This is a genomic window from Edaphocola flava, from assembly GCF_004118155.1.
Taxonomy (GTDB): domain Bacteria; phylum Bacteroidota; class Bacteroidia; order Chitinophagales; family Chitinophagaceae; genus Edaphocola; species Edaphocola flava.
This window is the reverse complement of the sequence record NZ_SAIQ01000003.1, coordinates 576525-597526: the sequence shown is the minus strand read 5'-3', so window position 1 is coordinate 597526 and position 21002 is coordinate 576525. Positions and strand designations below refer to the sequence as shown.

18 protein-coding genes, 1 pseudogene and 1 riboswitch are annotated in these 21002 nt (G+C 44.8%); of the genes and pseudogenes, 8 read left to right on the top strand and 11 right to left on the bottom strand.

What is annotated here, in order from left to right; all coding sequences use genetic code 11:
* Window positions 1-14: 14 nt before the first annotated feature.
* A complete protein-coding gene (locus EMP01_RS12150; RefSeq protein WP_129021791.1) occupies window positions 15-380 on the bottom strand; it encodes a TerB family tellurite resistance protein in 366 nt (121 codons plus the stop codon).
* A gap of 39 nt (window positions 381-419) precedes the next feature.
* Window positions 420-1631 carry an alanine dehydrogenase gene (locus EMP01_RS12145; RefSeq protein ID WP_129021790.1) on the bottom strand — a complete coding sequence of 404 codons (1212 nt, stop codon included), beginning with the start codon at window positions 1629-1631 and terminating at the stop codon, window positions 420-422.
* A gap of 139 nt (window positions 1632-1770) precedes the next feature.
* On the opposite strand from EMP01_RS12145, the gene rpoN reads away from it, so the two are divergent.
* Window positions 1771-3249, top strand: a complete 1479-nt coding sequence (gene rpoN / locus EMP01_RS12140; RefSeq protein ID WP_129021789.1) for an RNA polymerase factor sigma-54 — start codon at window positions 1771-1773, stop codon at window positions 3247-3249.
* Between the two features lie 634 nt (window positions 3250-3883).
* Here rpoN and nadD read toward each other — a convergent pair.
* Both nadD and EMP01_RS12130 read right to left on the bottom strand, forming a co-directional pair.
* On the bottom strand, window positions 3884-4453 hold the full coding sequence (gene nadD, locus EMP01_RS12135) for a nicotinate (nicotinamide) nucleotide adenylyltransferase (RefSeq protein WP_129021788.1): 570 nt from the start codon (window positions 4451-4453) through the stop codon (window positions 3884-3886).
* A 13-nt stretch (window positions 4454-4466) separates the two neighbouring features.
* A complete protein-coding gene (locus EMP01_RS12130; RefSeq protein WP_129021787.1) occupies window positions 4467-4712 on the bottom strand; it encodes a FeoA family protein in 246 nt (81 codons plus the stop codon).
* Between the two features lie 118 nt (window positions 4713-4830).
* Here EMP01_RS12130 and EMP01_RS12125 point away from each other — a divergent pair, with 118 nt between their 5' ends.
* Genes EMP01_RS12125 through EMP01_RS12110 form a run of 4 tightly spaced genes read left to right on the top strand, consistent with a single transcriptional unit; the run spans window position 4831 to window position 7983 of the window.
* Window positions 4831-5916 carry a mannose-1-phosphate guanylyltransferase gene (locus EMP01_RS12125; RefSeq protein WP_129021786.1) on the top strand — a complete coding sequence of 362 codons (1086 nt, stop codon included), beginning with the start codon at window positions 4831-4833 and terminating at the stop codon, window positions 5914-5916.
* Between the two features lie 55 nt (window positions 5917-5971).
* Window positions 5972-6688: a UMP kinase gene (gene pyrH, locus EMP01_RS12120; protein ID WP_129021785.1), complete on the top strand. Its 717-nt coding sequence runs from the start codon at window positions 5972-5974 to the stop codon at window positions 6686-6688.
* 14 nt (window positions 6689-6702) lie between these two features.
* Window positions 6703-7347, top strand: coding sequence for an endonuclease III (nth, locus tag EMP01_RS12115; RefSeq protein ID WP_129021784.1), 645 nt, complete (start codon window positions 6703-6705; stop codon window positions 7345-7347).
* Between the two features lie 9 nt (window positions 7348-7356).
* Window positions 7357-7983, top strand: a complete 627-nt coding sequence (locus EMP01_RS12110; protein WP_129021783.1) for a GyrI-like domain-containing protein — start codon at window positions 7357-7359, stop codon at window positions 7981-7983.
* Between the two features lie 163 nt (window positions 7984-8146).
* Here the strand turns inward: EMP01_RS12110 and metF are convergent, their stop codons facing one another.
* The 3 genes and pseudogenes from metF to EMP01_RS12095 all read right to left on the bottom strand — a co-directional run bounded on the left by metF (window position 8147) and on the right by EMP01_RS12095 (window position 12819).
* Complete coding sequence (gene metF, locus EMP01_RS12105) at window positions 8147-9103, bottom strand: methylenetetrahydrofolate reductase [NAD(P)H] (RefSeq protein WP_129021782.1); 957 nt, start codon at window positions 9101-9103, stop codon at window positions 8147-8149.
* Window positions 9104-9124: 21 nt separating this feature from the next.
* Window positions 9125-11794, bottom strand: a pseudogene (gene metH, locus EMP01_RS12100) (methionine synthase); the annotation flags it as partial.
* Window positions 11795-11808: 14 nt separating this feature from the next.
* On the bottom strand, window positions 11809-12819 hold the full coding sequence (locus EMP01_RS12095; protein WP_129021780.1) for a homocysteine S-methyltransferase family protein: 1011 nt from the start codon (window positions 12817-12819) through the stop codon (window positions 11809-11811).
* Between the two features lie 130 nt (window positions 12820-12949).
* A riboswitch (SAM riboswitch) is annotated at window positions 12950-13053 on the bottom strand.
* 905 nt (window positions 13054-13958) lie between these two features.
* Between EMP01_RS12095 and EMP01_RS12090 the strand changes: the two genes are divergently transcribed.
* Complete coding sequence (locus tag EMP01_RS12090; protein ID WP_129021779.1) at window positions 13959-14666, top strand: hypothetical protein; 708 nt, start codon at window positions 13959-13961, stop codon at window positions 14664-14666.
* 429 nt (window positions 14667-15095) lie between these two features.
* Here the strand turns inward: EMP01_RS12090 and EMP01_RS12085 are convergent, their stop codons facing one another.
* Window positions 15096-16340, bottom strand: a complete 1245-nt coding sequence (locus EMP01_RS12085) for a T9SS type A sorting domain-containing protein (protein WP_161971328.1) — start codon at window positions 16338-16340, stop codon at window positions 15096-15098.
* A gap of 225 nt (window positions 16341-16565) precedes the next feature.
* Between EMP01_RS12085 and EMP01_RS12080 the strand changes: the two genes are divergently transcribed.
* Window positions 16566-16787: a (4Fe-4S)-binding protein gene (locus EMP01_RS12080; RefSeq protein ID WP_129021778.1), complete on the top strand. Its 222-nt coding sequence runs from the start codon at window positions 16566-16568 to the stop codon at window positions 16785-16787.
* A 185-nt stretch (window positions 16788-16972) separates the two neighbouring features.
* Here the strand turns inward: EMP01_RS12080 and EMP01_RS12075 are convergent, their stop codons facing one another.
* Window positions 16973-17158: a hypothetical protein gene (locus EMP01_RS12075; protein WP_129021777.1), complete on the bottom strand. Its 186-nt coding sequence runs from the start codon at window positions 17156-17158 to the stop codon at window positions 16973-16975.
* A 220-nt stretch (window positions 17159-17378) separates the two neighbouring features.
* Between EMP01_RS12075 and EMP01_RS12070 the strand changes: the two genes are divergently transcribed.
* The gene (locus EMP01_RS12070; RefSeq protein ID WP_202616061.1) at window positions 17379-17795 is read left to right on the top strand and encodes an OsmC family protein; all 417 of its coding nucleotides are present in this window, start codon (window positions 17379-17381) and stop codon (window positions 17793-17795) included.
* 359 nt (window positions 17796-18154) lie between these two features.
* Here the strand turns inward: EMP01_RS12070 and EMP01_RS12065 are convergent, their stop codons facing one another.
* Both EMP01_RS12065 and EMP01_RS12060 read right to left on the bottom strand, forming a co-directional pair.
* Complete coding sequence (locus tag EMP01_RS12065) at window positions 18155-20329, bottom strand: S9 family peptidase (protein ID WP_202616060.1); 2175 nt, start codon at window positions 20327-20329, stop codon at window positions 18155-18157.
* A 33-nt stretch (window positions 20330-20362) separates the two neighbouring features.
* Window positions 20363-21001, bottom strand: a complete 639-nt coding sequence (locus EMP01_RS12060) for a DUF502 domain-containing protein (protein WP_129021776.1) — start codon at window positions 20999-21001, stop codon at window positions 20363-20365.
* Between the last annotated feature and the right edge of the window lies 1 nt (window position 21002).

The following is a 21002-nucleotide window of genomic DNA, read 5'->3' as shown; positions in this document are numbered from 1 at the left end:
CTGGCTTTCGTGGATTAATCTTTGTTTTCGATGTTCCAATGATCAAACAATAAGTTTAAATAATAGTTTTCTGTTTTGGTGATGATGTTGTCAGCCTTTGTCAGTTTTAACGCAAACTCAATAAAGTCCAGTCGTTCTTTTTCTGTGGCATCATCATAAAAATCGTCCATGTACTGCAGGAAATGATTTTCCCAGTCTTCTGGTTCCAGCCTGCTGATCTTGTCCATTTCCTTGTCGAGGCTGATGTGAAACGGGAATTCTTTAACCAGGTATTCCCGGATGATCATATCACCTTCCGGATTAAATTTAAAGTCAACAGCAGAAAGGATCATTAACAAGTGGTAGCCGGCAATAGTCTTATTCGTTCGTTGGTGTTGCATAATTAGTAGTAGAAATAGGAGTAAATCGGTGTTTGGTTTTTATATAAAGTTGTTCATGATCAGGTCAAGATCAGTATATTTCAGGTCAAAGCGTTTGGCGATATGCTGGTTCGTTACCATACCCTTGTACAGGTACACTCCGTTACGGATACCCGATTTGTTTTTCAGCAGGTAGTCCACCCCGCCTTTGCCGGCGATATCCAGCACGATCGGCATCAGTACGTTACTGATCGCTCTTGAGGCCGTACGGGCTACACCGGAAGCAATATTGGGTACACAATAGTGAATCACATCATATTTGGTAAATACCGGGTTATCATGTGTGGTAGGACGCGAGGTTTCTACACAACCACCACGGTCGATGCTGACATCAATAATGACAGAGCCGGACTTCATCATACCCACCATCTCTTCAGTAATCACCAGTGGTGTTACCCCATTGATAGGCTTCAGCGCACCGATCACTACATCAGCTTTCGGGAGCACTTTCTTCAGTTCGTTAGGGTCAATGACAGAGGTATACAGGCGTTGTCCTACATTATTCTGCAGGCGCATAAGGCGGTAGATAGAATTGTCGAAGATCATCACATTGGCACCCAGCCCCAGAGCTGTACGGGTTGCCGATTCGCCCACAATACCCGCACCGATCACAACGACCTGTGCCGGCGGCACACCGGAGATCCCCCCCAGCAATACGCCCACACCACGGTTAGAAGTGCTCAGGTATTTAGCCGCCTCAATAATGGCAGAGCTACCGGCAATCTGGCTCATAGAGCGCACAATGGGATAGGTGCCGCTATCGTCCTTGATAGAATCAAAGGCAATGGCGATGATTTTTTTATTGACCAGCTGCTGCATCATCCCTGCCTTTAGAAAGGGCAGGTGTATAGGAGAGATGACAACCTTTCCCGCTTGCAGCAGGCAGATCTCCTCTTCCGAAATAGGCGCAGATTTGATCACAATATCAGACTGGAATACCTCGGCCTTATCATAAGCGATTTTGGCACCGGCTTCACTGAAATCTTTGTCGGAATAATAGGCATGTTCGCCCGCATTATGTTCTACCACTACCTCATGTCCGTTCTGGATCAGTACAGATACTGCATCGGGTGTTAATGCAATCCTGTTTTCGGAAAAAGTATCTTCTTTTGGAATGCCAATAAAGAGCTGTTTCTTTCTCGGAATTATTTCGATAGTCTCTTCTAAAGGGATGTACGAAAATGAAGAAGAAATTTTTACCCTGGTAGACATAATTTATGTAAGTGTATTAGGGATTAAAAGTAAGGTTCTGTCTGTAATATAGCAAATATTTTATGTAAATTTAAATTATTTACAACAATTTGTTTGTCGGTAAAATAATACCTTCGCAAGACACTAAAGACTAGTCCCTTTGCTCAAATTAACCCAAAGCCAAAAGCTGCTTCAGAAACTGTCGCCGCAACAGATACAATTTATAAAACTGTTGCAGGTGCCCACCGCGAACCTGGAAGAAAAAATTAAAGAAGAACTGGAAGTTAACCCCGCTTTAGATGTGGGAGCAGCACCCCAGGAAGACGATCCGTATCACTTGTCCGATCAGTATGATCAGGATGGAGAACCGGTATCGCAGGAGTCCTCCGGAGAGGATGGCCAGACCGAAGATATTTCGGATTACCTGATGGACGAATCGGATAATATGTCGGACTATCACGTGCGGGAGCATGGAGATGACGATGATGACAGCCGTGAAGTGCCCATCCGGGAGGAATCGACTTTTCACGAATATTTACTAAGCCAGGTTGGCCTGCTGGATCTTACAGAAACCGAACAGCAAGTGGCAGAGCAGGTGATCGGCAGTATAGACGATGACGGCTATCTGCGCAGAGATGTCATGAGCATAGTAGATGACCTCGCTTTTAACCGGAATATATATGTTACAGAGGCGGATGTTAAACGCATCCTTAAACTCATACAGGAATTTGATCCTGCCGGTGTGGGCGCTTCTGATCTGCAGGAATGTCTTTTGCTGCAGCTGGATAAAATGACCGGAACCAATGGTGCCGCCAAAGTGGCCAAAGTAATCCTTACCGACTATTTTGAAGAGTTTACCCGCAAACATTACGACCGTATACGCCAGCATTTATCGTTGGATAATGAAGCCTTCAAAGAAGCTATACAGGTTATCCTGAAATTGACACCCAGACCGGGCATTGCCTTCTCCAATGGTTCAAAAGATAATGGATATATCATTCCCGATTTCTTTATCCATAACAATAACGGAGTGCTGGAGTTAACCTTAAACTCACGTAATGCGCCAGAGTTAAGGGTTTCGGAAGAGTATAAAGATATGCTGAAGACATATGAAGACGGCTCGCTGAAAGACAAAAAACAAAAAGAAGCGGTAATGTTCATCAAGCAGAAAATAGATTCTGCCAAATGGTTTATTGATGCCATCCGTCAGCGCCAGCATACATTATTATATACCATGAAAGCGATTATGGATTACCAAAGGGAATACTTCCTTTCCGGCAATGAGTCGGCTTTGCGTCCTATGATCCTTAAAGATATTGCTGATAAGATCGGTATGGATATTTCTACCGTAAGCCGTGTGGCCAACAGTAAATATGTACAGACCGAATATGGTACCTTCCTGTTGAAATACTTTTTCTCAGAAGCCATTACGACCGATTCAGGAGAAGAAGTATCTACTTACGAAGTGAAAAACCTGATACAGGATTTCGTCGCTAATGAAGACAAGCATAGTCCGCTCTCTGATGAGAAACTGATGGAAATGCTTTCAGAAAAAGGCTTCCAGGTGGCCCGCAGAACGGTAGCCAAATACCGCGAGCAATTGCATATACCGGTAGCCCGGTTAAGGAAGCTGGCATAATCAGATAAAATTCAAAAGTAAAAAGTCAACATGAGGTAACCCGAATCGGATTACCTCATGTTGACTTTTCAATATTATCCAGGACCAATTTATAGTGTCGGGGCTTTTAAATAAGGACCCCAAATGAGTCTTTTAGATTTTACTTTAACTGAAATCCGCATGTAGTAACCTATTTTCTTCGTCCTTTTGTCCGGCAACAAAAGGACCAAAAATGCCTTTGTTTTCATCAAGGCGATTGCATAGCACCGCCATTTTGTACCGTTGCGTGCATTGATCGTCTGAGCTTAACGTGTGATCCGTTCGCTGCTCAACGATCGCAGCTCCACTTCAAAATGGCTATCGCTGTGATGAAAACCATAAGCGATCCGTACAGAACAGATCGCTTAGAAAGGCCTTATAAAGGCCGGCGTTCATAAAATCATTGGCTCGGTCGATAGAGTTGCAAACCACTGTCTGAGCGCAGCGAGTCTGGTTTGCGACCGGCCGACACATTGATTTTTAGCCAGGGATTTATACAGCCTTGATTTTTTGGCGGTACCTTTTGCATCAAGGCAAAAGGTAGCAAAAGATATAAATAGACTATTTAAATCATAATATTAGTTTTTGTTTCCTTTAAGTGGATACTCAGTTTACTTTATATATAATACCTGTTCTCCTTTATATACTCAATCACCGCACCGGGTACCAGGTATTGGATGCTTTTTTCGCTTTTGATCTGTTGACGGATGAAGGTTGAAGAGATCTCGATTAAAGGGGCCTGTAGCACTAATGTGTGCTCCGATAACTTTTCCGAAACAGGATATTGCGGGCGCTGGTATACGATAACCTGGTATTGTTGCAGCAGCTGCTCATAATTCTTCCAGCGTGGGAGATTCTGGTAGCTGTCGCTGCCCATGATTACCGAAAAACGTTCATGCGGAAATTTTTCCTGCAGGTAAGTGAGCGTATCGATCGTGAAAGAAGGGCGGGGCAGGGTGAATTCTATATTGCTCGCCCGGAACTTGGGATTGTCCTTAATGGCCAGTTCCACCAGGTGCAGCCGGTTATACTCATTCAGCAGGCTACTGGCAGGCTTTAGTGGATTATGCGGCGACACCACAAACCATATTTTATCCAGATCAGTATTTTCAATAATATGGTTGGCAATAATCAGGTGTCCGGTATGAATGGGATTAAAGCTTCCGAAATAAAGGCCTATATTCACGTTAAGGAGTATTTTAAACAGGTTCTTGAGTTGGAGCCAGCTCTACCCATATGGTCGCTGCTTCCGCTTTTCTGATGCTCAGCACATAGCCGGCTACATTTATTGCCATAGGATCACCCATCGGAGCTATATGATCTACCATGATCATGTGGCCGTCCAGGAAGCCCATTTCCATTAGTTGCACCAATGAATCGCTGGCATCAATACGCCGTATGATCGCTGTTTGTCCTTTTTGTAATTGGGAAAGGGGTGTTAACATACAACACAGTTAATTTTCGCAAAATTACGGCTATTTGCCCGCACAGCCAATCGCAAATTGTAAAAAATGTTCGTAAAAAAGGTTACTTTCGCAGCTCATACACACTAAGTTAACCTGAATGAGTATTCATCATAATTATGTAGCCATCATGGCCGGCGGTATTGGCAGCCGGTTCTGGCCGGAGAGCAGGCAACACTTGCCCAAACAATTTTTGGATATTTTAGGTACTGGTCGCACGTTTATTCAAGAGACATACAAGCGTTTTAAAGATATTTGCCCTAAGGAGAATATTTACATTGTTACCCATCACTCATACGAACAGCTGGTCCGAGAGCAGATCCCTGAGATCGATCCGGCCAATATCATAAAAGAGCCTTATCGTAAAAACACGGCACCTGCTGCAGCTTACGTTACCTACAAATTAAAGGCACTTGATCCCAAAGCAAACATTATTCTGGCTCCGGCCGATCACCTGATCCTGGATCAGCGCAATTTCGAGCTGACTGCATTTCAGGGGCTGGATTTTGCTGCTAAAAATGATGCAATCCTGACTTTTGGTATTCAGCCTACACGCCCCGATACGGGTTACGGGTATATTCAATACCAGAAAGATGATCTTCAGGACGGCGTAAGCAAGGTAAAAGTATTTACAGAAAAACCCGATATAGAACTGGCCCGTGTATTCCTGAAATCAGGCGACTTTGTATGGAATTCCGGTATTTTTGTATGGAATGTGCAGACCTTTACCAAAGCCTTCAAAGTGTATCAGCCGGAAATGGCAGAAGTATTTGAGCAGGCAGCGTCGGCATATAACACGCCGAAAGAATATACCGTTATGGAACGCCTGTATACCCAGTGTACCAATCTTTCTATAGACTATGGTCTGATGGAAAAGGCGGCAAATGTATATGTGATCCCATCCAACTTCGGTTGGAGCGATCTCGGTACATGGGAGTCGGCTTATGAGCATTCCGAAAAGGATTACCTGGGCAATGCTGTAACCGGTGGTAATGTAATGGTGGTTGATGCATCTGAATGCATGATCAAAACATCGAAAGATAAACTGGTTGTGGTACAGGGCTTACAGAATTTTATCGTGGTCGATACGGATGATGTATTGCTGGTATGTGAGCGCAGTAAAGAACAGCAGATTAAGGATTATGTAGCCGAGGTAAAGCGCAATATCGGTGAGCAATACTTGTAAAGTATTGTTACGGAGAGATGGAATAAAGAACGAAAAATAAACAACAATATATACAATGCTTCCTAAATTTAAAAGAGTTCTCGTAAAGCTTTCTGGAGAATCGCTGATGGGCGATAAAAATTATGGACTGGATTCCAAAATGCTGGCCAGCTATGCACAGGACATCAAAGAAGTGGTGGAACTGGGTGTGGAAGTCGCAATTGTGATCGGAGGAGGTAATATCTACCGCGGGATGAACGAAAAAGAAACCGGTATTGAACGTGCACATGGAGATTACATGGGTATGCTGGCCACCGTAATCAACGGTATGGCTTTACAGGCATCTCTGGAGAAGATCGGTGTAAAAACACGTTTGCAGTCTGCACTGGTCATGGACCAGGTAGCAGAGCCGTACATCCGTCGTAAAGCCATCAGACACCTGGAGAAAGGTCGTGTAGTAATCTTTGGTGCCGGTACCGGTAATCCATACTTCACTACCGATACTGCTGGTTCCCTGAGAGCGATTGAGATTAATGCCGATGTGATCCTGAAAGGTACCCGTGTAGATGGTATCTATACAGAAGATCCGGAGAAAAATCCTGAAGCTACCCGTTACGAGAGCATTTCTTTCGATGATGTAATTGCCAAAGGTCTGGCTGTAATGGACCTGACTGCATTTACTTTATGTAAAGAAAACAACCTGCCGATTATCGTGTTCGATATGAACAAGAAAGGTAATCTGACACAAGTAGTTTCCGGCAAGAATGTAGGAACTATCGTAAATAAGGGATAAACTTTTAGAACGATATGACAAAAAAGGACCGTTACCAGTTCGTGATCGATTATTTTTCAGAACATGCACCAGATGCAGAGACTGAATTGTTTTATGATAATCCGTATCAGCTGCTGGTAGCGGTTATTTTATCGGCCCAATGTACCGATAAGCGGGTCAACCTGACCACCCCGGCCATCTTTGACCGTTATCCCGGCCCGGAAGCCTTGTCTGAAGCCACTTTCGACGAGCTGTTTCCCCTCATTCGCAGCATCAGTTATCCGAACAATAAGACCAAACACCTTATAGGTATGGCCCAGATGCTGATTCATGATTTTAATGGTGAGGTACCGATGACGGTAAATGAATTGATTAAACTGCCGGGAGTAGGGCGTAAGACCGCCAATGTGATCACCTCTGTGATCGATAACCAGCCCAATATGGCCGTAGATACGCATGTATTCCGTGTGTCTGCAAGACTAGGGTTAACTACCCGGGCCAAAACACCACTGCAGGCAGAACTGCAACTCATTAAATATTTCCCCAAAGAACTCATACACAAAGCGCACCACTGGCTCATCCTGCATGGTCGCTATATATGTCTGGCCCGTAGCCCCAAATGCGAGGCATGCGGCCTGAAGTCAATCTGTCTTTATTATAAAAAACTACAAAGCGCTTAACGCAATACTATGGACAAACTGGATTTAGCAAAACACTATAAAACCTATTATACGGCTAAATCTAAGCCGGAGTATATTCAGCTGGATGAAGCGATTCCTTATTTATCTATTCTTGGAAAAGGAGACCCTTCCGGCCCCGGATTTGCATCAGATATACAGGCCATGTATACGACTGCTTATGCCCTTAAGTTTAAATACAAAGCAGAAGGCAAGGATTATGTAGTGGCTAAATTAGAGGGACTCTGGTGGTATGATGAAGCAGCTTTTGAAGGTTTATCTATCAAAGAAGCATCGGTAAAGGTGCCGCGCAGTGAATGGAATTACCGTTTGCTCATTCGCCTGCCGGAGTATGTAGACGGACAATTCCTGGAGCAGATGAAACATGGACTGGCAGCAGAAAAGGCCAATCCGAAGATTATTGATGTACACTATTTTACCCTTACCGAAGGGAAATGTGTGCAGATGTTACATGTAGGACCTTTCAATAAAGAACCAGAAACGCTGGAGGTTATGAAAACCTTTATGGATGCTGAAGGATTGGGCCGTAATGGGCTGCACCATGAGATATACCTGTCTGACCATAGAAAAACAGCTCCCGAAAAACTGAGAACAATTCTGCGGGAGCCGGTTAAATAGCATTATTAACAATATTCGTCTTTAAGAGATGTCTCCGCTTCGGTCGACAAGACGAAGCGATCTTTTTCGTCATTTCGAGCGGAACGTAGTGTAGTCGAGAAATCTCAAATGTGATACTGGTATACAGGCTATTACATTTCTATTCCATTAATCAGGAATTGACCTAAAATATAGACTGGGCAACGGTTTTGATGTTATCACTTTTACCCATAGAGTAGAAGTGCAGCGCAGGCACCCCTTTAGCCTTCAGCTCTTTGCATTGCTGAATACTCCACTCAATGCCCACCTGCTTCACTGCCTGGTTGTCTTTACATTTAATGATCTCCACCACCAGGTCATCCGGCAGATCTACCTTAAAGCGATGCGGGATCATGCTCAGCTGACCTTTGGTCGCAATCGGTTTCAAGCCCGGTATAATCGGTACCTCGATACCCGAGGCGCGGCATTTGTCTACAAACTGGAAGTACTTGTCATTGTCGAAGAACATCTGCGTTACGATATAATCCGCACCAGCTTCTACCTTTTGCTTCAGGTATAAAATATCCTGCTGCAGGCTGGCCGCTTCCATATGCTTTTCCGGGTAGGCGGCTACACCTATGTCAAACGAAGTAGGGTTACTGTTCTCCAGGTAATCGTCAAGATACTGTCCGTCATTCATAGATTGGATTTGTGTTACCAGCTCATGTGCAAAGTTGTGGCCATTACGCTCCGGACGGAAGTAAATCTCACTCTTGATCGCATCACCTCTTAAGGCCAGTACATTGTCAATGCCCAGAAAGTCCAGGTCGATCAGGAAGTTTTCCGTATCTTCTTTATCAAATCCTCCGCAAAGAATATGTGGTATGGCATCTACCTTATATTTACTCTGTATGGCAGCACAGATACCTACCGTGCCGGGGCGCTTACGCACCACTTTCTTTTCCAGCAGTCCGTTAGGCTTCTCGAGGTACAGGTACTCTTCACGATGATAGGTTACATCAATAAAGGCCGGGTCAAACTCGATCAGATTATCGATAGTATTATAAATAGATTGCACATTGTCTCCCTTTAGCGGAGGCAGTATCTCGAAAGAGAACAGCGTATTACCTTGTGCTTTCCTGATGTGTTCCGTTACTTTCATAATCTTGTTTAAACAGTGTTTTTAATCGGCAAGGTTAGGGCCCAGCCATTTTTTTGCTTTAGACAGTTCTATATTTTTTCTACTGGCAAAGTCTGCCAATTGATCTTCCTTAATACGCCCCAGGCCGAAGTATTTACTGCCTTCGTGTGCGAAATAATACCCGCTTACACTGGCAGCAGGCCACATGGCCAGGCTTTCGGTAAGGCTTACCCCAATGCGCTCCTCAACCTGCAGCAGTTGCCAGATGGTCTCCTTCTCCAGGTGATCGGGGCAGGCAGGGTAGCCCGGTGCCGGACGTATGCCTTTGTATCGTTCTTTAATCAGGTCCTCATTGGTCAGGCTTTCTGTAGCCGCATAACCCCAGTCCTCCTTACGCACCTTCGTGTGCAGGTATTCAGCATAAGCCTCTGCAAGACGATCGGCCAGTGCCTTCACCATAATAGAGTTATAATCATCGTGCTGCGCCTCATATTGGGCGGAGAGTACATCGGTACCGAATCCTGCCGTTACACAGAAGCAACCCACGTAATCCTGTATGCCGCTTTCTTTGGGAGCTACAAAATCGGACAGTGCTATATTAGGTATGCCAGACGCTTTTTTCGTTTGCTGCCTTAAGGTATAAAAGGTAGCCAGGGGTTCTTTCGTTTCCGGGTCCTGCACTTCAATATCATCATCCTGTATACGGTTAGCCGGGAAGATGCCCCAGACTGCTTTTGCAGTAAGCAGTTTGCGGTCTATAATGTCCTGCAGCATTTCCTGTGCATCCTTAAACAAGGCCGTGGCCTGTGTACCCACCACTTTGTCGGTCAGGATATCCGGGAATTTGCCATGCAGGTCCCAGCTGCGGAAGAAGGGAGACCAGTCGATATAGGCCTTCAGTTCTTCCAGCGGCAGCTCTTCACTTACCTGAATGCCCAATGTATGCGGTGTCGCAACAGTCGTTTCATCAAAGGTCAGTTGCAGTTTATTGGCACGGGCATCAGCAAGGCTCAGATAATCTTTCTGTACATTATGGTTCAGGTAATTATGGCGTATACGCTCATTTTCTTCCTTCACTTCCTTACCGTATTCGGCCTTCCGGTCCTGACTCAGGATACTGCTCACCACATTTACCGCTCGGGAAGCGTCATTGACATGAATGACCGTATTCTGATACTGTGCGTCAATCTTTACCGCAGTATGCACCTTAGAAGTCGTTGCGCCGCCAATCAGCAGAGGAATGTTCAGGCCACGATGCTGCATTTCGGCGGCTACGTGCACCATTTCATCCAGGCTGGGTGTAATCAGGCCGCTCAGTCCGATCACATCAGCGTTTTCCGCAATCGCCGTCTCCAGTATCTTTTCCGCGGGCACCATAATGCCCAGGTCTATGATCTCATAGTTATTACAGGCCAGCACCACACTCACAATATTTTTGCCAATATCATGTACATCGCCCTTTACCGTTGCCATCAGCACTTTACCGGCACTGGGCCTGGTACTGTCTTTTTCTGCTTCAATATATGGTTGCAGGTAAGCTACCGCCTTCTTCATCACACGGGCCGATTTTACTACCTGCGGCAGAAACATCTTACCACTGCCAAACAGGTCGCCCACCAGGTTCATCCCCGTCATCAGGTATATTTCTATTACCTCAAGCGGACGCTTGCTTTGCAGTCGTGCCTCTTCGGCATCTTCCTCTACAAATTTATCTATACCATTGACCAGCGCATAATTGATCCTGTCCTGTAGAGGCATGTTGCGCCAGGCCAGTTCTTCCGTTTTATCTTTCTTAACGGCCTTATTCTGTTCCGCATATTCGATCAGTTTCTCCGTAGACTCTTCGTCCCGGTCCAGCATCACATCTTCGATCAGTTGCAGGAGATCTTTGGGTATTTCATCATACACAATCAGCAAAGCCGGGTTTACAATACCCATATTCATACCCGCTTTAATGGCGTGGTAGAGGAATACCGAGTGCATGGCTTCCCGCACCGTATCATTGCCCCGGAAAGAGAACGATACATTGCTGACCCCGCCGCTTACGCCTACCTGCGGATAGTTTTCCTTTACCCATTTCGTAGCCTCGAAAAAGTCCAGTGCATTGCGACGATGCTCATCCAGCCCGGTGGCTACCGGGAAAATGTTCAGGTCGAAAATAATGTCGGTCGGGTTGAATTTTACCACATTGACCAGGATATCGTAAGAGCGCTGCACGATCTCCAGTCTGCGCGCGTAGTTGTCGGCCTGTCCCAGCTCATCAAAAGCCATGACGATCACTGCTGCGCCGTAGCGCTTCACCAGCTTTGCCTGGCGGATGAATGTTTCTTCACCTTCTTTAAGGCTGATGGAGTTGACAATCGCTTTACCCTGCAATACCTGCAGACCCGCCTCCAGGATTTCCCATTTGGAGCTGTCGACCATGATCGGAATACGGGCAATGTCGGGTTCGGCAGCAATCAGGTTCAGGAAATGTACCATAGCCGTCTTGCCGTCCAGCAAACCGTCATCCATATTTACATCCAGTACCTGTGCGCCGCCCTCTACCTGGTCGCGGGCAATATCCAGTGCTTCGGTATATTTTCCCTCTTTGATCAGGCGCAGAAACTTCTTGGAGCCCGCCACATTTGTGCGTTCTCCTATATTGATAAAATTACTTTCAGGGGTAATGACCAAGGCTTCCAGCCCACTTAATTTCAAATGCTTCATGAGTGTTTTGTGTCGTTTTAGTGAGCGGCTTCCGTCTTACGGGGAGCATAACGTGCAGCCAGATCGGCCAGTGCACGGATGTGCTCAGGGGTAGTGCCGCAGCAACCTCCGATGATATTAATAATTCCTTTCTCTAAATAATCGTGTACCTGAGCTGCCATCAGTTCCGGTGTCTCATCATACTGACCAAATGCATTGGGCAGGCCCGCATTGGGGTAGGCCGATATGGCAATGTCTGTGTTCTGAGATAAGATCTCCAGGTAGGGGGCCAGCTGACGGGCACCCAGTGCACAGTTAAACCCGATGCTGATCAGCGGGAAATGCTCCAAGGACACCAGGAAGGCTTCTGGTGTCTGACCGGATAACGTACGACCCGATGCATCGGTGATCGTTCCGCTGACCATTACCGGGATATCTATACCACGCGCTTCTTTCACCTCTTCTATGGCAAAGAGCGCTGCTTTAGCGTTCAGGGTATCAAAAACCGTTTCTACCAGCAGTATATCCGCGCCACCGTCGATCAGTCCTTCGATCTGTTCGGTGTAGGCCTCCTTCAGTTCGTTGAAGGTAATGGCCCGAAAGGCGGGGTTATTGATGTCGGGAGATATGCTGGTGGTTTTATTGGTCGGACCTATGGCACCGGCCACGAATTTTATACTGCCCGGATGTGCTTGCATATAGGCGGTACAAGCTTCTTTCGCCAGTTTGGCCCCTTCCACATTCAGCTCATAGGCCAGTGCTTCCATGCCGTAATCGGCCATGGCTACTGTTGTAGAGGAGAAGGTATTGGTCTCAATTATATCGGCTCCTGCTTCCAGGTATTGGTAGTGTATCGTGCGTATGGCATCGGGCTGGGTGAGGGATAGCAGGTCGTTATTACCTTTTACCGGGCTGGGCCAGTCTTTGAAGCGATCGCCACGAAAGGCCGCTTCATCGAATGGATATCGCTGTATCATGGTACCCATGGCACCATCCAGCACCAGGATGCGTTGTTTTAATAATGATTTTATGGTTTCTGTAGTATTCATGATCAATGTTAAATAGTAATGCCGTACGGGAATATACTGCAAAGCAAAAGCCGCAGGATATGATCCTGTATCGAAAAAAGTACCGCGTTGAAAATGAAAAAAAGAAAAGCCGGGTTGGGCTAATTGAGACGTATTATCTATCCGCATTTGGTAGAATGTAGCACCTTCTTTATACAGGATAAAGGGTTGCTAAGGCTTCATCGGGTCTAATCCCTCTGCCTTTCTTGATAACACTTTCAAACAAAGAACTGCTGCAAATATATTATAAAGAATGATTATGGCAAATTTATTTTGCAAGGGGAATATAAAAAGATGATGGTATTACCTGAACCTGGGGTGGGCTAAATGGGCACACGCGGGGCGCGTGCGCCGGTGAGGAAGGTTAAGATGTTCTATCGTTATTTCAAGCGGAACGCAGTGTAGTCGAGAAATCTCCCCTGGATTAATGAAGCAAAAGGAGATATCTCCACTACGGTCGATATGACGGGAAAAAAGGGATTAAGGATGTATGATGTCAGTATAATTCGCTCTGGCAGCGTAGAATTTTATACTGACGACAGAATAATGCACTCTGATGGCTTAATAATGCATGCTAACCGCAAAATAATCCTTTCTGACGGTGTAATAATTCGTTCTGGCGGTATAGCATTGCCCTCTTACTACATAATAATGCGCTATGATAGCTTCAGAATCTTTTCTGGTGATGCAATAATCCGTTCTGATGGTGGAATAATTCGTTCTGGCGGGATAGAATTTCGTTCTGAAGATCTAATAATGTGTGCTGGTGGTATAGGATTTCATGTGGGCAGTCTTAACTGCTGATGTATAAAAGACAATGCCCGGATGATTATTCCGGGCTTTATTGTTATTTTAAACTCTTGTAGTTGAGCTATATGCGAGTGTCAGGTGATGATTGGAAGGGAACCGTTTGAGGATATGTAAGGTGCACACGCGAGGGCGCGTGCACCAATGGGGGACAGATATGGCTATAATCATCAAATGTCTCTAAATACTTTATAAACTATATAGTAAATTTAATGATGCTGTATATTTACAGGATATAAAAAGAGGCCATTTTAGACCTCTTTTCTTTTTTTCTTACAAGAAGATATTCAGTTAACTTAATAGGGTTATAAAAAATGAATCGACAAGTGATAAAAACAACAACAATATTTATACTCCTAGTATTGTTCTTCTTTTCCTGCAACGGACAAAAGAGAAATGCTAATTCGGGATATTACGGTCAGGTAAAGAAGGTTACCTCTTATTCTTGCTCAGTAAAACAAGGGAAATTACCTAACGATACCGCTGACTACGACATGAAAGCTACGGCAATCTACGACAGTCTGGGTAATAAGTTGGAAGACTGTGAACTGTACAAATCACATTATAATACAGAAATTTTGACCATATATTCCGGGACAGGAAAAAACAGGACATATAAAACTAAAACTATTTGGGGAGCTGATAGCAGCATAGTGGAGAATACTTTCAAATACATTTGGAAAGATGATTACAACTTTACTGTAATTTCTAAAAACCAGAATGACAGCCTTGATCTTTCTGCTACAACTACCTTAGATAGAAAATTCAGGACTGTCGAAACGATCTATAAAAGTCGGGGAAAATTTGCAATGAAAGATGAGTTTAAATACAGCGGAAAATACGAAAAGGCACTAAAAAGAACGATTGATGAAGGTAAAAGTGATCGGGTAATCTATACAGTAACCGTAGCGAAAGAGTTTGACGATTACGGAAATCCTATAGTAGCTTATTGCTATGATGATTCTGCAAAAGAACACTTGACAGCCGTTGTTTTTTATAAATATGATTATTATGAAAAATGAAAACAATAAGCGATCTGTACAATACAGATCGCTCCAAAGGGACTTATAAATCCGGCGTTAATAAAATCATTGGCTCGGTCGATAAAGTCGGAAACCACTGTCTGAACGAAGTGAGTCTGGTTTGCGACCGGCCGACACATTGATTTTTAGCCAGGGATTTATACAGCCTTGATTTTTTGGCGGTACCTTTTGCATCAAGGCAAAAGGTAACCATAACAAGAAACTCGAGGAAAAAGGTAAATCTTTGTTTCCTGTAAGCGGATACTCAGTTAATATTACATCAAAAATATTCTTCTCCCCAACCAACCTCAACCGCCTTTCTCCCGTATTTAATCCCGCTTTTCTCACGTTGTCATAATCCCCAGCAATAAAAAAAGACCACCCTTTAGTGCATCACCTGGACGGTTCTGTATCAAACTATTTCGTTCTTTATTGTTTGAGCAATATGTTCCTGCTTTGGCTTTGATCGGCCCATAAAACCTGTACAAAATATACTCCGGCAGGTATTTGCTCTAATGTAATCGTAGATGTCGTTGCCGTCTGCATCAATTGTCCCAGCTGGTTGTAAAGGGCTACCTGCTTTAAGACCTTGCTGCCGGATATAGTGTATTGGCTGCCTGCCGGATTGGGGTAAATCCATACCGGTGTGTTGGTGGATGTTGCCGGCAAAGAGAGGGGCTCATCACAATGATCCTGACGAGGGTTGTCGGACGAACTGCAGGGGTACTGGTAGGTGCTTTGTGCATGGGCAAAGGTTGGCGTATCGCTGTGTACTAAATTATGCATACCACCGGGCATAGATACCTGTGCATTACTACCATTGCCCAGGGCTACATCACTGCCTCCTGTGCTGCCGTGAAATACATAGTCACATAGTGCATCGAACAACCTGTAATAAGCATAGTAATCCAGGGCATCAAATGCCGAATTGTTCGGCACCACATGGTTAGCTGCATATATATACCCGTTGATCGTGTCGGAGGGTACCCGCAGGTAATCCTTTTCCGTAGCGGGAATGCTGATCGTGTTGAAGATATCATTGGCCATGCGGTGATCATTGGTAGCATCATCTTCATACACAACCGTCAGCAGTTTTACATCCGCGGGGAACGATTGTAACTGCTCCTGGGTGATATTGTAGGCATACCATTGTGCCATAGCCATAATAAAACGGCCCGAACTGCCCCAGTGCAGCGTGTTGAAGCAATAATAAGCATTGGCAAAGGAAGCACCACCACCAAAAGAGTGCCCCACAAAACCGACCCTGGTCGTGTCGATGATGCCCGGGTAGTCACGGGCGGCTTTGGTAAAACCCGCCAGCAGATTGGCATATTTAGGCTGTACGCTGCCCAGGGTCTGGTAGGGAACAAAGACAACAGCATAGCCTTTGCCAGCTGCAAAATGGAGAAACCCGGAAATATTAGCAGGATCATTGCCTCCAAAGGCATGACTATACATTATGGTTGGGACGGGAGCGGAGATACCTGCCGGATAATAAATAACGATATCGTGGCCGGGAAAATTCGGATTGTCGAACGATTGTGTGGCTACTGAAAAGGTGCCATCCATACCATAACCGCTTGCCGGCTTGGGCACAGGCCCGGTATATGTTTGTCCATAGACATGGAGTAGCGGAGCGGTGAGCAGGGCAATAAAGTAAAGGAGTGCTTTCATACCTCGTATTTAGCAATTGTAGACCATAATATGCTGTTTCGGTTTAATTAAAGATGCAAAATAAATGATGTATTGTGTATTTGTAATCATTGTTTTATATGGGTACTTAGCCTCAGCATGAAAGGCTGCTCATGCAGGAATGATAAGGATTAAAAAAAGGTTTGCACGCGCGAGTCGCTAAAACACTACGCACAAAATTGTATATTTAGCTAAAAATAAGCTGTTATGGAACCAAAAGAATATAGCAACGGGGAGCTGACCGTGATCTGGAAAGCGGAAAAATGTATTCACTCCGGGATTTGTGCGAAAACCTTGCCTAAGGTGTACACCCCAAAGGGGCGGCCCTGGATTCATCCGATGAATGCAAGCACAGCGGAACTGAAGGCACAGATTGAACAATGTCCATCTGGTGCGCTGTCGTATCGTTTAAACAATCCGGATGCTTGATGAACTGGTTGCCCAAGCATTAATACAATTTAGGTATTTTATGGTGGAAATTGGTTTTTGATAAGCATGTTGGTATGTTCATTAATCAATTAGACGACTATTTTACTATTGCTCAGAATATAAAAAAGGACCGCTCCCTTTGGTATATCACCGGGAGCAGTCCTGTATCAAGATGAGTACTGTAACTATTTTTTGTCTTTGCCTTCGCTTTTGTGTTCTTTCTTGTTATGCGTTTCATCATTGCCTTTGAACTCCTGTTCTTCGCCTTCGCGGCTGTCCAGTTTGTCTTTGTTCTGCGGGCGTTTGTTGTTGTCCGGTGTCTGCGGATTGGCTTGTGGCACCTGATTGTGGTTTTGGCTGTTCGTTTTCATAAATTTCAATTTCAGGGGTTAAAAAAGGAAGTTTTGTTTAATCTTTTTTGGAGGTGCTTTTTTGCTGGCAGTCTTAGGTGATTTTGCCAATAAATACTGGTATAGATATAGCACCTTTGCATTAGTATTATGAAATTACAAACAATTTAAAGTGTAATGTGTTTGATAAACACAAGATTAACAGTACAGGCGATTAAAAATTACTTTATTAACTTGCCTTTTGAATAAACGGAACGAAATGGAGATCAATCATAGCGTACAGGGCAGGATAGGGACTTCCTGTCAGACAACGATTACAGCAGGCAGAAATAAGATTATCAGCGATGAGCCCATTGCACTGGGTGGCAAGGAAGAGGGATTTAATCCCTTTGAGTTACTGGCCTCCAGCCTGGCGGCCTGTACCTGCGCTACTTTGCGCATGTATGCCGATCGCAAGCAATGGCCATTGACCGGGGTAGAAACGGAGGTCTCCATTACCCGCAGTGATAGTACCACCACAACAATATTTAACCGACACATAAAACTTTCGGGTGACCTGGACGAGACGCAGAAGAGCCGTATACTGGCCATTGCCAATGCCTGTCCGGTACATAAAATTCTCTCCGGAACGGTGGAGATCCAGACGAAAATGGATTAATGAACATCCAGTCGCCGAGGGACTCGAAGAAACAGTGTGCTTATACTTTTGTATCATTCGATTGCCTTAGGTTACGATCCGTACAAAAGTACAGATCGCTCAAAAGGCATTATAAATCCGGCGTTAATAAAATCATTGGCTCGGTCGATAAAGTCGTAAACCATTGTCTGAGCGCAGTGAGTCTGGTTTGCGACCGACCGACACATCGATTTTTAGCCAGGGATTTATACAGCCTTGATTTTTTGGCGGTACCTTTTGCATCAAGGCAAAAGGTAGCAATCATAAACAGAATTATTTAAAAAGGGGATAATCAGTTACAATTGATTATCCCCTTTTTAAACGAAGCCTCTAAATAATATTTACAGGTTCTCCATGATATAAGCTGTCAATTTCTTGAACAGGTTATAGCGTGTATAGCCGCCATAGATACCATGATTTTTATTGGTATAGTAGAAGGCATCAAAGTCTTTATTGGCATTCACCAGTGCATTGGACATTTCCGTAGCATTCTGCAGGTGCACATTATCATCAGCAGTGCCATGTACCAGCAGGTACTTCCCTTTCAGGTTTTTGGCCATACTTAATGGCGCATTATCATCATATCCCTTTGCATTTTCCTGCGGCTGGCGCATATAACGCTCTGTATAGATGTTATCATAGAAACGCCAGTTGGTTACCGGTGCTACGGCAATCGCCATTTTAAATACTTCCGGTGCTTTCATCAGGCAGGTCGTACTCATGAATCCGCCATAGCTCCAGCCCCAGATACCAATACGGGCGGCATCTACATAAGATTGCTGTGCCAGGTATTTAGCCACTGCGATCTGGTCATCACTCTCGTATTTCCCTAATTGCAGGTAGGTTTTCTTTTTAAATGCTTCTCCGCGGCCACCGGTTCCGGTACCGTCTGCTACCACAATGATATAGCCTTTCTGTGCCAGCATCTGGTGCCACCAGTAGTGATCCAGCGTATTGTGGTTCACCACCTGCTGCGATCCCGGACCGGAGTACTGGTACATCAGTACCGGGTACTTTTTGCCAGCATCAAAGTTTGGTGGTTTGATCATATAGGCATTCAGCGTATCGCCATTACCATTAGGGATACCCATAAAGGTAACCGGGCTGGTCTGGTACTCTGCCATGCGTTGTGTAAGCTGTTTGTTCTCTTCCAGTACGCGTACCGCTTTTCCGCTCTGATCCACCAGAGTGAATACCGGTGCGCTGTTGGCCGTGCTGTATTTGTCTACGAAGTACTTAAATCCGTTACAAGGCATGATGTCATGCGAACCAATGCCTTTACTTAATATTTTTGGTTGTTTGCCGTTCAGGCTGATGACATTAAAGGTATTATTGATCGCCTTATCAGTAGCGGTATAGTAGATTTTATTGCCTTTCAGATCCACGCCCAGTAAGTCTTTTACCTCATTGGTGCCGGTAGTGATCGGGCTTAATTGCTGTTTGGTCCAGTCCCATTTGTACAGTTGGTTATAGCCGCTGCGCTCTGAATTGAATACAAAAGAATGATTATCGTTCAGGAACGTCAGGTTATCATTGATCTCCAGGTATGCAGGATTAGACTCGGTGTAGATTACTTTACTCTGGCCGTTGCTTGCATTGGTCAGTAAGAGGTCCAGTTTATTTTGCAGTCGGTTCAGGCGATAGATACACAGCTCCTGCTCATTGTTACTCCATTTAATGCGGGGAATGTACTGATCTGTTTCTGTACCGATATCGGCAGTGGCCGTTTGTCCGTTTGCCAAAGTATAGGAATAGATCTTTACAATAGAATTGGCTTCGCCGGCTTTAGGGTATTTATAGCTATAGTTTCTGGGATATTCCTTGCCCTCATAGTATGGAATTACATATTCCTTTACCGCACTTTCATCGAATGAATAGTAGGCCAGGAAATTGCCCATCGGAGACCATTGGTAGGCCTGTGTAAACTCAAATTCTTCTTCATACACCCAGTCACAGTTACCGTTGATGATCTTATTATGGGCACCATTGGTCGTTACCGCAACTGTTTTGCCATTGCTCAGGTCTTTATAATACAGGTTATTCGCCTTTACAAAAGCCACTTTGCTGCCATCCGGAGAGAACGATGCATGCAATACTTTATCTGCATCCAGTTGTTGTATCGATTTCGTTTTAAGGTCGAAAATGTAGACATGGTGCAGCACAGAGCGTCTGTATATATTCTCAGAACTGGTCAGTAGCAACATCTTCTGTTCGTCTGCACTAAACACAAATTCATCCACATCCAGTGCCTTGCCCTCAAAAGTATTGGTTGATTTTTCAAACAATGTGCGCAGTTGCTTATTGCTTTTCATATCAAATACGGAAATGTTGCCATTCTCCTGCTTTACATAGCTGGTGCCGTTGTTCAGTACATCAAAACCCGGTACTGATGCGGCTTTAAAGCTGCCTTTCAGAAGGATATCATCCAGGGTAATTTCTTTTTGGGCATAAGTATGCGTATGCAGGCACCATTGTGAACCGGCCAGCAATAACATAGTTTTGAACAGATGCTTCATTCTTAGAAGTGTTATAATGAGAGTATGTAGTATTTATTGTATTTCCGGCGCGTTAGGATCTTCCTTGAATTTCTGGTCGGCAGTATTTGCGGCCGTTCCGGTAATGCCGCCGCTTACGGCAAATTTCATAGCCTCTGCAGCATTCATCCCCTCAACCGGGCGTATATTATGTGCATCAGTAACGATTACCCAGCCAGAGATGGCATAAGAGTGGGGCAGGTAGACCGATACCTTATCCGGCAGCGAGACAAAGTCCATATCGCTCTGGGTCAGGAAGCCGATGCGCCAGATCTCCGGTTCGTTCTGGGTTTTGACCCATACCGGGTTATTGAATTTCTTTTTATCTCCGACAAACGATACCATCACGTCTTTGATAGCGGTATAAATGAATTTAATGCCGGGTGTATTTTCCAGCATATGTCCGAAGAGATCTACCAGGAAGCGCCCGATAAAGAAACGGGTACCCAGTATACCAATCAGGGTAGTGACCGTCAGGATCAGTATAAACACCAGCCCCGGAAACTCCTGTGACAGGCTGGGTATAAGGCTGTCTACACTGGTAAAAATATACCAGATCACGGCAACGGTTACACTGATCGGTCCCAGAATGACCAATCCCTGGAAGAATGCCTTCAGTAAGAATTTGCCAAGGTTTGTATCGGATTGAGACATG

Coding starts and splice junctions, on each gene's coding strand:
- pyrH (WP_129021785.1), top strand. CDS start 5,972: ATGCTTCCTAAATTTAAAAGAGTTCTCGTAAAGCTTTCTGGAGAATCG.
- EMP01_RS12145 (WP_129021790.1), bottom strand. CDS start 1,631: ATGTCTACCAGGGTAAAAATTTCTTCTTCATTTTCGTACATCCCTTTA.
- metF (WP_129021782.1), bottom strand. CDS start 9,103: ATGAAAGTAACGGAACACATCAGGAAAGCACAAGGTAATACGCTGTTC.
- EMP01_RS12085 (WP_161971328.1), bottom strand. CDS start 16,340: ATGAAAGCACTCCTTTACTTTATTGCCCTGCTCACCGCTCCGCTACTC.
- nth (WP_129021784.1), top strand. CDS start 6,703: ATGACAAAAAAGGACCGTTACCAGTTCGTGATCGATTATTTTTCAGAA.
- EMP01_RS12065 (WP_202616060.1), bottom strand. CDS start 20,329: ATGAAGCATCTGTTCAAAACTATGTTATTGCTGGCCGGTTCACAATGG.
- EMP01_RS12130 (WP_129021787.1), bottom strand. CDS start 4,712: ATGTTAACACCCCTTTCCCAATTACAAAAAGGACAAACAGCGATCATA.
- EMP01_RS12150 (WP_129021791.1), bottom strand. CDS start 380: ATGCAACACCAACGAACGAATAAGACTATTGCCGGCTACCACTTGTTA.
- EMP01_RS12060 (WP_129021776.1), bottom strand. CDS start 21,001: ATGTCTCAATCCGATACAAACCTTGGCAAATTCTTACTGAAGGCATTC.
- EMP01_RS12125 (WP_129021786.1), top strand. CDS start 4,831: ATGAGTATTCATCATAATTATGTAGCCATCATGGCCGGCGGTATTGGC.
- EMP01_RS12080 (WP_129021778.1), top strand. CDS start 16,566: ATGGAACCAAAAGAATATAGCAACGGGGAGCTGACCGTGATCTGGAAA.
- EMP01_RS12075 (WP_129021777.1), bottom strand. CDS start 17,158: ATGAAAACGAACAGCCAAAACCACAATCAGGTGCCACAAGCCAATCCG.
- EMP01_RS12090 (WP_129021779.1), top strand. CDS start 13,959: ATGAATCGACAAGTGATAAAAACAACAACAATATTTATACTCCTAGTA.
- EMP01_RS12095 (WP_129021780.1), bottom strand. CDS start 12,819: ATGAATACTACAGAAACCATAAAATCATTATTAAAACAACGCATCCTG.
- EMP01_RS12110 (WP_129021783.1), top strand. CDS start 7,357: ATGGACAAACTGGATTTAGCAAAACACTATAAAACCTATTATACGGCT.